The organism is Halobacillus sp. BAB-2008, from assembly GCF_000328325.1.
Taxonomy (GTDB): domain Bacteria; phylum Bacillota; class Bacilli; order Bacillales; family Halobacillaceae; genus Halobacillus.
In genome coordinates, this window is sequence record NZ_ANPF01000027.1 from 15,976 (window position 1) to 30,747 (window position 14,772).

Below are 14,772 nucleotides of genomic sequence, written 5' to 3' on the forward strand. Positions count from 1 at the left end.
TGTAAAAACAGAGAGAAGTATCAATCATCTTCTCCACAATGTGATACGCCTATACCTGTTTCCCAGATATATATGAGAAGACAAGGCACTTACGATGCACCTTGTCTTCTCAGTTTATTATTCTGCTTTGCTATTTGCAACTAGAACGTCGATCGCTTTACGGACTTTCAAGTCTTCTTTAATCATATCTGTGCTGCCGCCGAGCATTTGAGTAAGCTGAGCAACATCTGTTTGATACATAGAAGCCATGTTTTCCAATTCAGCGTTCACGTCTTCTTCTGTCGGTTCAACGTTTTCTGCATTAGCAATCGCTTCAAGCGTCAAGTTCGTTTTCACTCGTTTCGCAGCATCCTCTTTCATCTGCTCACGAAGTGCATCTTCGTCCTGACCAGTGAACTGGAAGTACATGTCTTTCGTCATGCCCTGCATTTGAAGACGCTGTTCGAATTCCTGAACCATGCGGTCAAGTTCTGTATCAACCATTGCATCAGGGATTTCAACTTCTGCATTTTCAGATGCTTTGTTCACAAGTGTTTCACGCTTATTGTTTTCTGCTTCTGTTTTCTTCTGCTCTTCCAGACGCTCGCGTGTTTTTGTTTTTAGTTCTTCTAGAGATTCGACATCTTCATCGACATCTTTAGCGAACTCGTCATCAAGCTCAGGAAGTTCCTTCGCTTTGATTTCGTGAATTTTAACTTTGAAAGTAGCCGCTTTACCAGCAAGATCCTCTGCATGGTATTCTTCAGGGAATGTAACTTCCACTTCTGCTTCTTCGCCGGCTTTCTTACCTTCCAACTGCTCTTCGAAGCCTGGGATGAAGGAACCAGAACCGATTTCAAGAGAATAGTTCTCTGCTTGGCCGCCTTCGAAAGCTTCTCCGTCAACGAATCCTTCGAAGTCCATAACGACTGTATCGCCGTTTGCTACTTCGCCTTCTTCTTTAACGACAAGCTCAGCCTGACGCTCCTGCAGTTGAGTCAATTCGTTCTGAACATCCTCATCTGTTACTTCTGTATTCACTTCTTCCACTTCAAGGCCTTTGTAGTCGCCAAGCTTCACTTCAGGCTTCACAGTAACTTCCGCTGTGAAAATAACGTCCTGGCCTTTTTCCAGCTGTTTCACATCTACTTCCGGACGATCGACAGGCTCGATACCCGCTTCATCTACAGCTTCTGCGTATGCTTTTGGAAGAACAATATCAAGAGCATCTTGATAAAGGGACTCCACACCGAAGCGTTGTTCAAACAGCTTACGTGGTACTTTACCTTTACGGAATCCAGGTACCTGTACCTGTTTAACTACTTTTTTGAAGGCTTGGTCAAGTGCTTGATCGAACTCACTTGCCGGTACTTCTACTGTTAGTGTACCTTGGTTGCCTTCTTGCTTTTCCCATTTTACTGACATAAAAAATTCCCTCCAACATCTATTCATTCATTTTCGTCCAGAGGACGATGGTTTAATGATTCTATGACTCTGAATACATACGAATCTCGTTTGCAACCACTACATTATAACATAATCCCCCTGGCTTTCAAGGAGGGACTGTTCGGTTAGCGGGTGTTTTTCATTCCCCTGCAATCATCATATAGTGCTGTTCGCAAATCTCCACTTCTTCCTTGTACTTGGCAACGTCCTCCGAAGAGTATTGCGGTTCGTAAGGAAGCTGTAGGTACTCGTGTCCAAGCTGCTTCAGCGCCTCCACCAACAGAACCACTTCCTCCTCATCCGGGAAAAACGGATAACGGACATAGCAGTAATGAAAAAGCAGTTTATTAATCATCTCATACATGGATGGATTATTCTGCTCTACCTGACCAAGACGCATCTGGATCTGTTTAATGATGTAATCCGAGTGCAGTTGTGTCAATTCAGCCGGAACTATTTTCATTTCCTGACCGAACTTCACCACTGTCATTTCCTTGTCCACTTCTTCATCACGGAACCATTCAATAACCGCTGACTTTATGACAGGATGGACAGACTCATTCTGCAATACCGGCTCAACGTCTTCTATATAAGGAGCAGACGGCTGGTTCTTCATTTGCTCCATGACTTGCCATTGCTTATGTATATCCTCATTTTCCATTGCGGATCGAAAATCTTCCATAAGACTGCTGCCTATTTCCTTCTGTTGATCTTCCAACAGTTTACCACTCACTTCATACATCTGCCAGAGCTGTGTGCGGCTTTGATGCGGAATGTCTTCTGCTTCAAATACTTCATCCAGTAGATCCACGATCTCCTGATACCTGCTGCTCTGGAACAGGACTGTTATATAAATATGTAGATAGTGGTAGTACTGGTCATGTTCTTCTTTCATTAACTGATGACATAACGATTCGGCATCATCGAACTTTCCGAGCTCGATCCAGCTCATTAACAACCCTGTATTAATGTCATGAGAAGCTACGCCATATTCCGCAAGCGGTTCAAAGGCTTCCGCCGCTTCCTCGTAACGCTTGTCTTTCAGAGCTTCCATACCAACTCGTTCCAACGCTGTTTTCCATTTGGGAAACATTACTAGATTCCCGTTCTTATTGTCCATAAGGCACCCTTCCCTGGAATTCATACTTCCCCTCAGTCTTTCCTTAATCCGTATGTTTCAAACCTGTTTTTCATACCATCCATGAACCTGTTTAGTAATACTATCGGATAAAGAAGAGAAACTCAAAGAAACCGATCGAAAAATGTGACTGACTTTCCTTTATCATACGGCTTATGAGAAGACATGACAAAAGCAGACACCCCTCTCCATGCGTCCGCAATTTTATTTCAAGATAATATCTCAATATGTATAAACCTTTTCGAAAATAAGACTAAAGACTCATGATGATTCCGTTTTTTTGTTAGAATAAGTAAATGTGAATAAAAAAACACCGAATTAAATCATTTAAGGAGCTGTATGGTTTTGTCACTGCTAGATGATCAAACATTATTAGAGACGTATTTGGAGTCCGTGAAACTTCAATTAGATGATGAATTCCTGCACCTCGTCACACAGGAAATTGACAAGCGTTCTATCGAATTGCCCGTACAAGCAAATTAACATACACGAATACACACCAAACGTCATTCCTCCCCGGCAGGAAATGGCGTTTTTTAGATGAAAAATCAGGCAGGTATTATTACCTGCCTGATTCTTTTACTGATAAGAGTTGGAACCGTTCTGCATTTGTCCGGACATTTTGCTGAGCGTCGGTATGACCTTCTGCAGCTGTCCCGCCTGACCTGTCATCATGCTGTACGTAGCTGCTCCGATACCGATTGATGCAATAACCGGAAGCCACTGGACATTTTTCTTCTCCATTACGATCACTCCTCTAATCATTCGGCCTGAGGCCACTCTTAATATCCCTCGTCCTTCAGGATAAACACGAGTAAAAATCCGAGTAATCTGCCGTTATTTCCCTTTGAACAACTTCCATATCAGTAAGAACGGCCAGAATATAAGCCATGCCAGCATGTAGAACATATATACGGTCTGCTCTTCTTTACCGGCATGAACAGGCTCCCGTTGAAAGAAGCAGAAAAACGTACCAATAAGAACATAGGCTAATGCCATCACCGCAAATCACTCCTCTCATGCATAAGGTATGAGGAACAGACAGCGAGTGACTCCACTCCAAAAGCAAGGTAAGAATTTTTTGCGCATGGCATATGGGTTCCGTGTTACACTGATCATAGAAGGAGGGATTGCTATGATCGTTCTATTTGACGGGGAATGTAACTTCTGTGACCAAAGCGTCCAATTCATTATTAAACGGGATACTAAAGCTCACTTTCGATTCGCATCCCAGCAGAGTGATACCGGCCGTCGATTGATGGCTGAGCATAACGTAAGCGAGGATTTGGACAGTCTGATCTTGATCGACGGCAGTAAAGCATTCGATCAATCGGGAGCGGCGCTGCGTATCGCTGGTAAATTGAATGGCGGGTGGAAGTTAGCCTATGGCCTGCTTCTCATTCCGAAGCCGCTGCGGGATCTCGTTTACAAGTATATCGCCAAAAATCGTTACCGCTGGTTCGGAAAGAAAGAAGCATGCACCATCCCTTCTCCGGAAATTCGACAGCGTTTTCTATGACATCCAATCGTCCAGAGCCATCCACTATTCCCACCAGGTACGTTGCTATATAAAAATAATTACAGGACGTACGGGATAACCATTTTCATAGGGCTATTGTCCGCCAATCATAGCCGCAAAAATAAAAAACGAACGATGCTTCCTTAAAAAGGAAAGCATCGTTCGTTTTTTATGTATTACGCTTCACTGATCATCATCAACAAGTAACTTCCCGCCCACAGAAGATAAGCAAGTTGGACGGTCACATACATGATTCGCTCGTAAAACGTAAACCCTCTTTTCTTCTTGATCCGACGGAGATGTAAATAGAAAGCAAAGCCGCAGAGGAGAAATAATAATACCCCCAGCTGATTGATACTCTCGAGCATTTCAACACACCCTTTCTTATCTCGGCAGCTCCTCAAATCATTGTATAGACAGGGATGTTGCGCGGTTTCCCATAAAATCCACCCGCACCTTTATGCTAATGTCCATATAAGGGAAATGAAAAAAATTTGCCGGTGATGCTCATGTAGATCATTCCCCACCATTTCCTGCCATAACGTAAGTAATACCTGTAACCAAAGGAAAAGACGGCGGCCATAGAGAGCATGCCGTAAACGGCCGGATGGAAACGGAAGGGTTCACTCGTCCTCTCAACTATCTAGGCAGACATATACCCGACAAGAGCCAGGACACCTAACCAATCCATCATTTTGTTCAACAAATTACCTCATCTTTCTTTCGCATGGTGTTCAAAAAAGAACAGGAAAGTCTGTCCTGCCGCAATGGCGTTCGCCCCTCGCGATTCAGCCAAATATTACCTACTCATTAAAAGAATAACATGAAAACTTTTGGGTTTAAATGGATGAAAGAAGGCAAGCTGCTGGTCGTTCAGAGATTATTGAACGATGACGAGCAGGAACGCTCGGGTCTCAATCCTTGAGTATTTCATATCCATAGACTAAACACTTAGATACAAGGGGGTGCTGTTAAGTCAAACATGTGAGCAATAATTTTCCAGAAAGGCATTTAAAATGGTAAAGGAGAGCTCCGCCCCTTTACCTCTCTTATTAGGAAACGTTATTGTTTCTTTTTTGATGATTATATTTCGTCCCAAATACTGACAACATTAAAAAACGCTGGATCCCTTGTCCAACAAAGGTTTCAGCGTTTTTTCGTTAGCGTCCCAGGAGAGATTCGAACTCCCGACCCACAGCTTAGAAGGCTGTTGAAGTAGGTATGATTCTATACAATGAGCTACCGTTAAACCCTGTTAAATCAACGTTTTCACGGATTAAGATTGGTGGAGAGTAATATGATTGGGGCAATAATAAAGAAATTCTGCCCCAATTTCAGCCCCAATTATGTTTAATCGAGTTTCTACCATTATATATTAGCATCAAATCGTTGTTCTCACATTTTAAAATCACCTACGAAAAAAATCCGGAAAAACTTTGGATAATATGACACCGATACCTTCTTCTTTAACGATTATAAAGTAAGGAGGCTAAAATCAAATGAATACTACAATGAAGAAATTAGACAAATGGCAAGAGGTTTTAGTAAGACAGAATTTTAAAGAAGAGATGGAGCAGGTCTTGAAAGAGATGTATATGTATTTGGGAGATCTAGATTACGAAGTTAACCGATTAAAAGTGAAATTACTGACTTATGAGGGTTACTTAGAAGATTTGGGAAGAGGTGATCTAATTATAGATGAGTTATACATGGAGATCGATGAGTATTCATAAGACATTGCGCCATTCAAACAACTTAATAATAAGTAAACACATCCGATATAAGTATAACTACATTAACCTATAGAGGATGTATATTATGGAGAGCATTAGAGGAAGAAATAAAATTAAGATGAATGCGACAGATTTATTAGGCGTTGTAGTTGCTGCGCTATTTATACCAAAGATAAGTATTAATAAATTATCTGTTCTAGAAGGATTGGCTTTTGGAGTTGTGACTTTGTGGTTGATCTTAATACTACTAAAATTGTTCATAGTTCTGAGAAGGAATCATCAAAGTAGAAAAGAGCTAAATGATGACCTTTAAGACCATATAAGCAACACAATATATAGGAGGACCTTTTAGTGGGTCCTCCCATTTTTAATATGTAGCCATATTATTATAAATGTACCCAGTTGAGGGATCGACAGCGTACCAATTCCACGTAGCAGTATGGCCTTCTTTGGTTTCGGGAACATCAATTACTACTTCATAAACTCGATATACCCAATCTCCGTTTTCATTATCGTGATCATATTCAACAAATACATTAGGATTTTCTATTGGAACCTGCGCATAAGCTATAACGTACTCTCTCCCCATTTCTTTTGTTATTTCCACATTATCATTAGCTCTTCCTTCATCGTTACTTTGGGTAGATTTTTCCTCTGACTCTTCTTCCTTTTTAGCTGCAGCTTGTTCTGCTTTTTTCTTTTCTTTAGCTTCTTTTTGGGCTTGAGCTTCTTCTGCTAATCTCTTTTCTTCAGCCTCTTTTTTAGCCTGAGCTTCTTCTGCAATTCTCTTTTCCTCAGCTACTTTCTCAGCCTTGGCTTTTTGAGCTTCATCGTATGTTTTCTTATCTTTGTTCAGTATTTTTAGGGCTTCAGCAATATCCTCAGTTAAGGCTTCCTTCTCTGGGTGAGTTAATGGTTTTTCACTGAACTTTGTTAAAAGTGTTATCCCCTTATCATATTCATTGCTTTCTCCATATGAAGTTGCTTCCTCTAATGCATTAGCAATGCTAATCTTTTCTTCTTTCCACTCTTTGATTTGTTTCTTTTCTTGGGTAGCGTAACGTTTCATTATTGATATTTCTTTATAATTACCATCATTTTCAGCTTCAGCTATATCATCAAGCAATACTTCTGCTGAATCTAAATCACCTTCTTCAACTGTCTGTTCAGCAAATATTAGAGACTCTAAAACGTTATGTATTTCTTGTGCTTCATCTGTATCTTTTTTCTCGATTACCTCAACTAACCTTTTATTGGCTTTGTTAAACTCATGATCTTGTAATAATTTGTTTACTTCCCCCATTCCCTCAGAATAGGCTTTATTATTACAACCGCTCAGTAAGACTAAGATAAATATTAATGCAAATACACTCTTTTTCAAATCTTCCCCTCCATATACAAAGTTAATAAAAAGACAAAAACAAGGTCTCTTTTCCTAAATTGCGCAATATAATTTTACCATTTCACCCTTTTTATAGGTACTATATTCTCAATAATTTTCATAAAGAAAATAACCTATATTCAAAAACTAGAAAAAATTAATTCGATATTTAGAACACCGAATAAAATTGTAAAAAGCCCCGTGGACTAAACGAGGCTTTTTACTGGAGTGTAAACTTGTTTGTTCCCTGACTACATATTATGATCAGAGACTTAAAAGGTGTTAGTATAGCCCTCCTTTTTATTACACCAAACCAAACTTTTTATACACGTTTACAGCTGTTTCCTCTGATGTTGCACCACTAAGATCGACTACCGTTCCTTTCCCGATTTTCACACCGGACTTCCCACCGCCTACGATATATACATGCTCTTCCGCATTCACTTCTTTTCTCTCGGCATTGCTCCGGAACTTGATGACCCCGTTATTTCTAATGGCCGCCTTTGCTACGGCCACCGCGTCTACGGCACTGTTTACAACAAATACGTTCTTTTCCATGTAATCTTCCTCCTCAGGTTTGTTTTCTTCCTTTGCTACTGCTTCTGCCAATACTTCTTGGGTACCTGGACCATAATAACCGTCCACCGTCAGGTTGAAGGCTTGTTGAAAACTCCGAACGGCTTTTTCCGTTGAGGGACCAAAGGAACCGTCAATACTCAGAGAGTACCCAATCTGATTCAATAAACGCTGCAGATTCTTCACGGAATCCCCCTCATCCCCTGCCATCAGATACCCTTTACTCATCGGATCAGTATCCACTTTAATCCCCTGGTACGTGATGCCATAATATTCGCAGATGCCCTGGGCATGTTCGATAGCGACTTCCCGTTGAAAGCTTTTCTCCAACATCAATAAAGCTTCCCTTTGATCATCCATAAAACCGTTCTCCGTAAGGATGGCTGGACCGTGAAACTCGCGAAGTACATGGAAGTTGTTCCGCTTGATGCCCCGGTACACTTGCTGGGTTCCACGGCGCAAATACTTCCCAACGCATTCCGCCAGACGTTTCGTCGTGTCCGTGATCCACCCGTCGTAAATATGGACAGAAATTCCGCTGGCGCTTGAGTAGTTGAAGCTGGTGCCCATCGCGTTATAGTGGATGGACACATAGATATTTCCGCCATAGTCATTGGCCGCTTTCGTGCGATAACTGAGGGGAGTGTCGGTGTCCGTCGGGGCGACCAACAACACCTGAAAGCCATTCGCAAGCAACAAGTCTGCAAGGATAGCCACCACGGCACGATTGAATTCATTCTCTTTAATTTGCCTTCCCAATTCCGGTACATAAGGGGTTCGCTTTCCTGGTGTCTCCATGCCATGCCCATCATCCAAAGCAACTAACTTCCCGTTCCATCTCACACTTGGTTTCAGCAGTTTTGCCATGATTAGTCCTCCTTAATTTTTGTGGTGTGCCCGGACCGTCGTTGCACCAGTTCAAACAAGCCGGTCGCAGCTAGACCTGAACCTGCTCCGGACCAAAGACGAAGCGACAATCCCATATCTGTGAAAGGATAGGCAGTTGCCCCTAAAATGATCCCTACGGCCACAGCAATCAGAGGCACATAGTTTTTAGGTAGCGCGGCCAGCCGTTTGATCACCTCCAATATTCCAGTGACAAACGGACTGATTACTGTGGCAAACATCAATACTTGCGTCATCATTTCGTTCTCCATTTAAAACCCTCCTAAAGTGATAACCGCCTCCGGCGATTTGAATAGTAAACCCAGAATACCTGCGATGATGGCTCCAAGAATCAATCGCAGGATCCAGGTCGTGTTGTTTTCGATTTTGTCTAGCTTACCTTCCACATGCGCGACCCTTTGCTTGGTCTGGGTTTGTTCATTTTGAAGTTGGTCTACTTTCTCGTCCAACTTGCTGAACTCGTCCCTTGTTACATACTTTTCATCCATGATCTCCCCCCTAAAATTGGTCATAAAAAAGACGCCTACTCGGCGTTCGAATTTTTCTGCTCTAATTCATTTATCCTTCTTACTAGTGCGTTCTTTTCTGCCTGTAGGATTGCTTTTTCGTGCTCCAACATAGCAATTCGACCACTTAAATATCCCGCAACCTCTTGGGAATTAAACTGTACTTCCTCCACTTATAACCATCTCCTCTAATTGATTTATTTTCACCACTAGCTCTTGAATAGCTTTGGTTTGAAATGCAGATAAAGCGTATAAATCTATCCCGTCCCCTCTCTGGAGGAGCATTGGAACCTCGTCAAACATGTGCCCTAAGCGATAACGGTCCTGAACCTCTCCATCATAACGCTGCGCTTCGTCCTTAAATGTGTAGGTGTAGACACCGAATTCTTTAATTTGTTCTATTGCCGATTTTACGTAGGGATTTATATTTGCTTTGTAATCCCGCTTGGAGGCCGTAACGAAATCACTCGCAGTAACTTGGCGATAGCCATTATCATCCCCGTTCCGCACTTGCACTTGGGATCCACTGCTAAGGAACTTCAAACCTACCTCACCCATATCAAGGAAAAGGTGATCGTTATCGGAAGTTTGTTTGACCAAACGTCCGGACAAGCTTCCATCCAAGTACCATTGATACTGATTTATTAACTGCCGGGTATAGTTCGCCGAGTCACGGTTCATCCGTAACGCACCACCGGAAGGGTCAATAAAGGGGCCCGATGTAAAGTGTAACTTCTCCCTTAAACGTGCGCCTCCTGCTTCTATTAAAGACTTAGAAAGGGAGCCGTCTCCACTAAACCGAAATTCTGATCCATATGAACTGCCATTGTAGGAGGGGTTTGCATCAGTGAAGCGAACTAGAGCATCAGAATATCCGATTTCATCCTCTTCTACCCACATTGGAGTACCGTATCCAATTTCGAACCGATTAGCGTAAACCTTTGTGGTAGCACCTATATCAATAGTTCCATCCCTTCCTCCACCGGCGGAAATATTATACCCTACGAGCCTGGGTTGCCCTAGAGGGTCAGGATCCTGTTCCGGTTCAAAGATAATCCGCTTTTGATCCGTAACATTGCCTTTCGTTCCAATATAAATATTACTTCCAACCGCAAGGTTCGTGCCGACATTGATAAAAGTATTCGATGTTAAGTTCCCAGCGGTGACGTCTCCTAGATCGGCCTTAATAGCAGAAAGGCTTGAGATTTCTCCGCGCAACGCTTGAAGCACGTTTCCTTGAAGGACACCACTGTATCGGACGTTTCCGCTATTATCTACAACAAATTGGTCATTTATATTAAGTCCGTTAAGACTCTTAATATAATCAGCTACCAACCATTTCACACCGAAAGAAGTATTGGTATCTACGATATTGGGCCCTCGATCTCCTTGAGGGCCTCTAGGACCAGTAGAACCTGTATTTCCTTTTGGCCCCTGCGGACCGGTCGGACCCAAAGTTCGCTGCCATTGATAATCAGATGGGTTGGTGCTTTCTGTAGCAGTATTTTTATTGTAAGCAAACCCTACGTACTCTTTTCCGCTTGGACTGTCGGACATTCCAGACCCACTTGATGTATCTGCATACTTAATCCAAGTGTATTTAGGTTGGCCATCATTTCCTTGAGGCCCTCTGCTACCAGTATCCCCTTTTGGACCAGTTGGTCCCCTACTCCCAGTGTCGCCTTTTGGACCTTCAGGACCGGTTAATCCACGTAACCCCTCAGGACCTTGTGGGCCTTGGGGTCCGGTTGGCCCTCTACTTCCCGTTTCTCCCTTAGGTCCCTGTGAACCAGTATCTCCTTTAGGTCCTTCTGGGCCGGATTCCCCAGTATTCCCTTTGTCTCCTTTATCCCCTTTAGGCCCTTCATACTTACTCCAGGTATAATCGGAAGGATTGGTGCCTTCTGTCTGAATGGTCTGGTTAGGAGATATTCCAATGTAGCTTTTACCATCAGGAAAGTTACTCATACCATTACCATCAGAGTCATCCGCATATCGAATCCAGGTATAGGTAGGGTCTCCATCTTTACCTGCAGGACCTTCTACACCTTGAGGTCCTTGGGATCCCTTGTCCCCTTTTTGCCCCTGCAGTCCAAGTATCCTCACCCACTTATAATCAGAAGGGTCATTTCCTTCTATAGAGGTAGTCTTGTTGTGAGCTATACCTATATAGCTTTGCCATCCGGATATTGACTTGCGCCATTTCCATCGGCGTCATCGGCATATTTCACCCAAGTGTACGTAGGCTGCCCGTCTGCTCCTGCAGGTCCTGGAATACCTTGCGGGCCTTGGTCTCCCTTTTCTCCTTCAGGTCCTTGAGGTCCTTGAGCGCCGGTATCCCCTTTAGGTCCTTCATATTTACTCCAAACATAGTCAGCTGGATTAGTACTCTCGATCTGTTGGGACCGGTTGGCAGCAATCCCGATATAACTCTTTCCGTCCGGAAAGTTACTCATCCCTCGGCCATCGCTGTCATCGGCGTATCGAATCCAGGTATAGGTCGGTTGGCCATCGGCACCTGTAGGTCCAGGTATCCCCTGCGGACCTTTTTCTCCTTCAGGCCCTTTAGGACCCACAGGACCTTGCTCGCCAAGAATCTTCGACCATTGGTAATAATCCGGATTTACCGACTCCGTTGACGAAGATCGGTTATAAGCGAAGCCCACATAGGCTTTCCCGGACGGATACTGACTGATACCAGATCCATTTTCATCATCAGCGTACATCACCCATGTATAGGTTGTTTTCCCATCTTCACCAGGAGGACCAGGCACTCCTTGAGGACCGCTCGGCCCCGGTTTCCATTCACCCTCGATATGATCATAGGAATACCAAACATCTTCTTCCCCGGAGGTATTAATCCAAGTCACGTTGGTATCCACTGGTGGTGTATCAGATCGTACCTTCTTCGGTTCCGCGTATCGTCGTAGCTTTGCTTCGGATACTTTCTTAGATACTTCTTTCTGCAGCTTCCTCCAAATAGAAAACACTTCTTCTTCTGAGTACTCAATGTAATCTCCAAGTTCAACATCTATAGGCCCGTTCTTTTTGACAGATTCTTTCATAACTAGAATCCTTGCTTCTAAATAAAGAGGAGGGCTGAACTTTTCGTCCTTAATCGTGATTGTATCCCCAAAGTGCAAATCCACTTCCTCTACGTTAGATTTCTTAGCAAGGACTGCAATCTGAGCAGAATATTTCACCACACCCCTTAACCGTTTGTCTAACTCATTTTTTGTAAGCTCGGTTAACCGGTTTTGTGTCATATCTTGATCAGTAGACTCTGGATAATAGACGTCTAGTAAATGGCTGCCGTTATCTCCCCACCGTTGCAGAGCATCTTCATCACTCACAAATACGGTTTTACGGTTGCCTTCTTCATCGGCTGGTGAAACACCAATCAAAGCAGTTACAATCCCCCGCTTATTTTCATGCCTTTCAATGCCTTTGAGATTGTCTCCTAACACAGCTTCATATCCTCTTGAGGCACCGATGTGTTCCACCAAATCGACAAAACGCCCAGAGACTTGATTTCCATCCGTTTCTACTCGGAATTGTAATTCCAATCCGAATACACTCGCTACTTCCCTCAGATAAGTAAGAGGGTTCACATGTTCTTCGAAAGTAATTGTTCGAACGCCATTAAAATCAATGCGCCCTACTTGCCATTTCGTTCCTCCGACTGCTGCAGTTACGTGTTGTTCCACTGTCATGGCGCCCGTACTTTGCGGATCAATGACTTTTTGCTTCTTTAACTCTACATAGCTCGCGGAGGTGTAAACAATTAATTTATGAGACCCATCTGTAGCTAAATACGGTTTATTTTCCTCTAATATAAACTCGGAATAACCAGAGCTATTCTTATTTTTAATCAGCAAAAGGTTTCGGTCTCGCAGGTATCCAGAGTACGAACGATCAGCGAAGGTTTCGAAATCAAGTGTATCTTGCTGATTATCTAGCTTACGAATACGTTCATCGTCCCAATACTCATCTTCACTTAGATAATCAAGCATTAGACCGTTCTGTCTGTCGAAAATATGAAGAATTGTTTCAGTTGTTTTCACTGACGCACCTCCTTTCATTTATTGATAAGCTGGTGACCACCTAATCTTCCCCTCTAAATCTCCTGTAGGTAGCAGGCTAATGAATGATTCACCTGGAGGTAACAAAAAAGGGTGAGCTCCCAAGTGTTTTAAATCCTTGCGAAGCTCCCCGTTCAGGAAAATCTCTTTAGTTTTATGATTGAACTCCAACCGATCCCCAGGTCCTGCAATATAGGGAATACCCGAAGGCTGCTGATTAATTTCTTCTACCCTAATAGAATCAAGACCCTGGTTCGGTGTCTGGTAGGTAGCATTCTGTGCAGTATGAACAACAACCTGCGCAAGGTCTGCAGTGAATGTCCCTTGATGATCAGTCCATATCGGAGACGGCCGACGCGCTTTGTGAATACCATCCACAATTTGTGCAATATAGGCTTTCCACTGCTGTCCCTCTCGTTCAATTCTTAAGGCACCTTCAAAGTTATTCCATTCCCAGCCTTTGTCACCAGACTCTGCTATTAAGAAGTGATTCGTAACCCCACCGCCTACTCTAGCCTCACCAAAGGATTGGACTTTCCCGCCGAGAATGTCTTTCATAGCCAATTTAAAGAGTTGATTTCCATGGACGTCCAATCCATATACCTCAACCCGACCGATGTCTTCCGGCTCTGTGTTCCGGAAAGTGACCTTAGCTTCTACACGAAAATCAGATATAGGGCTGCTTAAACCTTGTTTAATGGCCGGTCCGTGCCAAGAGGAGCCTACACCATAGTCCACCGTTTGAAAGCGATAGCCATTGGTTTTCATTTCACCCGCGACGGTACCATTGATTTCTCCAGGATTAGCACTTGCCCAACCTGTCAGGTTAGAAGCATCATCAAAAAGAACCGTTTCGTATTTCTCAAACGGTTTGTTATCCACGTCATACGGCTTTCCAACCATCATATATTCTTCATCATTTTTTGCTACCATGGCATAAGTAATTTTATTGAGCACTTCTAATTCAAAAATGGGCTTGGTATTAGCGGAACCTTCCACAAATACTGCAGTAGCATTTTCACCGGATAGATAGGCAAAGTCTTCTTCACCATATTTAATAGGGTCAGAGCAAAGGAAAGTGAGAGTCCCAATAAGTGTATTGCTGTCCTCTTCTGGCACTTCGTGATCACTTAGGGTCGCATAAAAATAGACTTGCTCATCCGTGAACACTAACTTTTTCTTAGTACCTTCCAAGAGGTGATTCAATCGATTATACCGATTACGGAAGCCTTCATTGGTTGCATCCTCTATCTTATATCGGACGATAATCGATCGCTCACTCATTGTACTGCCCTCATCTTCAAGAAGACCATCCATACCACCAACCTCTTGAGTTGGAATACGTTTGGTAATATCGGCTCTTCCTTTAGTCGTTAACGTCCGGAAACTACCTGCTTCATCCGTAAGCACTTGATCAAGGTTCTCTCCATTAAATATCGTTTCTATGGAAGTGGATGCACCCTTCGCACCTCTTTCCATAAGGTCAACAAACTGATACACCCGTGT

General features: G+C 43.1%; 16 protein-coding genes and 1 tRNA gene. 4 read left to right on the forward strand and 13 right to left on the reverse strand.

Features of this window, described 5'->3' with window-relative positions:
• Positions 1-117: 117 nt before the first annotated feature.
• Both tig and D479_RS06730 read right to left on the reverse strand, forming a co-directional pair.
• Positions 118-1,404 (reverse strand): trigger factor, encoded by a 1,287-nt coding sequence (tig, locus tag D479_RS06725; protein WP_008635094.1) that lies wholly within the window; start codon positions 1,402-1,404, stop codon positions 118-120.
• Positions 1,405-1,564: 160 nt separating this feature from the next.
• On the reverse strand, positions 1,565-2,545 hold the full coding sequence (locus D479_RS06730; RefSeq protein WP_008635095.1) for a tetratricopeptide repeat protein: 981 nt from the start codon (positions 2,543-2,545) through the stop codon (positions 1,565-1,567).
• 363 nt (positions 2,546-2,908) lie between these two features.
• On the opposite strand from D479_RS06730, the gene sda reads away from it, so the two are divergent.
• Positions 2,909-3,046 (forward strand): sporulation histidine kinase inhibitor Sda, encoded by a 138-nt coding sequence (sda, locus tag D479_RS20150; RefSeq protein ID WP_152413340.1) that lies wholly within the window; start codon positions 2,909-2,911, stop codon positions 3,044-3,046.
• 96 nt (positions 3,047-3,142) lie between these two features.
• Here sda and D479_RS20660 read toward each other — a convergent pair whose 3' ends face one another.
• Positions 3,143-3,307: a hypothetical protein gene (locus tag D479_RS20660; protein ID WP_193743873.1), complete on the reverse strand. Its 165-nt coding sequence runs from the start codon at positions 3,305-3,307 to the stop codon at positions 3,143-3,145.
• 93 nt (positions 3,308-3,400) lie between these two features.
• Positions 3,401-3,565, reverse strand: coding sequence for a hypothetical protein (locus D479_RS20665; protein ID WP_162129296.1), 165 nt, complete (start codon positions 3,563-3,565; stop codon positions 3,401-3,403).
• 133 nt (positions 3,566-3,698) lie between these two features.
• Between D479_RS20665 and D479_RS06735 the strand changes: the two genes are divergently transcribed.
• Positions 3,699-4,082 (forward strand): thiol-disulfide oxidoreductase DCC family protein, encoded by a 384-nt coding sequence (locus tag D479_RS06735; protein WP_008635097.1) that lies wholly within the window; start codon positions 3,699-3,701, stop codon positions 4,080-4,082.
• Positions 4,083-4,258: 176 nt separating this feature from the next.
• Here D479_RS06735 and D479_RS06740 read toward each other — a convergent pair whose 3' ends face one another.
• Together D479_RS06740 and D479_RS20450 are read right to left on the reverse strand one after the other, a co-directional pair.
• On the reverse strand, positions 4,259-4,450 hold the full coding sequence (locus D479_RS06740) for a hypothetical protein (RefSeq protein ID WP_008635098.1): 192 nt from the start codon (positions 4,448-4,450) through the stop codon (positions 4,259-4,261).
• Positions 4,451-5,249: 799 nt separating this feature from the next.
• Positions 5,250-5,337: transfer RNA gene (locus D479_RS20450), tRNA-OTHER, on the reverse strand.
• Between the two features lie 244 nt (positions 5,338-5,581).
• Between D479_RS20450 and D479_RS06745 the strand changes: the two genes are divergently transcribed.
• Entirely contained in the window at positions 5,582-5,815 is a 234-nt protein-coding gene (locus D479_RS06745) for a hypothetical protein (protein ID WP_008635099.1), read from the forward strand.
• Between the two features lie 85 nt (positions 5,816-5,900).
• Positions 5,901-6,128, forward strand: coding sequence for a hypothetical protein (locus tag D479_RS06750; protein WP_008635100.1), 228 nt, complete (start codon positions 5,901-5,903; stop codon positions 6,126-6,128).
• Positions 6,129-6,182: 54 nt separating this feature from the next.
• On the opposite strand, the gene D479_RS20670 is transcribed toward D479_RS06750, so the two are convergent.
• From D479_RS20670 to D479_RS06785, 7 genes are all read right to left on the reverse strand, one after another.
• Positions 6,183-7,196 (reverse strand): hypothetical protein, encoded by a 1,014-nt coding sequence (locus D479_RS20670; protein ID WP_008635101.1) that lies wholly within the window; start codon positions 7,194-7,196, stop codon positions 6,183-6,185.
• Positions 7,197-7,499: 303 nt separating this feature from the next.
• Positions 7,500-8,639: an N-acetylmuramoyl-L-alanine amidase gene (locus tag D479_RS19860; protein WP_008635102.1), complete on the reverse strand. Its 1,140-nt coding sequence runs from the start codon at positions 8,637-8,639 to the stop codon at positions 7,500-7,502.
• A gap of 2 nt (positions 8,640-8,641) precedes the next feature.
• Entirely contained in the window at positions 8,642-8,929 is a 288-nt protein-coding gene (locus tag D479_RS06765; protein ID WP_008635103.1) for a holin, read from the reverse strand.
• Positions 8,930-9,190 (reverse strand): hemolysin XhlA family protein, encoded by a 261-nt coding sequence (locus D479_RS06770; protein WP_081594792.1) that lies wholly within the window; start codon positions 9,188-9,190, stop codon positions 8,930-8,932.
• 147 nt (positions 9,191-9,337) lie between these two features.
• On the reverse strand, positions 9,338-11,290 hold the full coding sequence (locus tag D479_RS21175; RefSeq protein WP_008635105.1) for a collagen-like protein: 1,953 nt from the start codon (positions 11,288-11,290) through the stop codon (positions 9,338-9,340).
• Positions 11,291-11,349: 59 nt separating this feature from the next.
• The gene (locus D479_RS19870; RefSeq protein ID WP_051989381.1) at positions 11,350-13,248 is read right to left on the reverse strand and encodes a phage tail spike protein; all 1,899 of its coding nucleotides are present in this window, start codon (positions 13,246-13,248) and stop codon (positions 11,350-11,352) included.
• Positions 13,249-13,266: 18 nt separating this feature from the next.
• Entirely contained in the window at positions 13,267-14,766 is a 1,500-nt protein-coding gene (locus D479_RS06785; protein ID WP_008635107.1) for a distal tail protein Dit, read from the reverse strand.
• Positions 14,767-14,772: the final 6 nt, after the last annotated feature.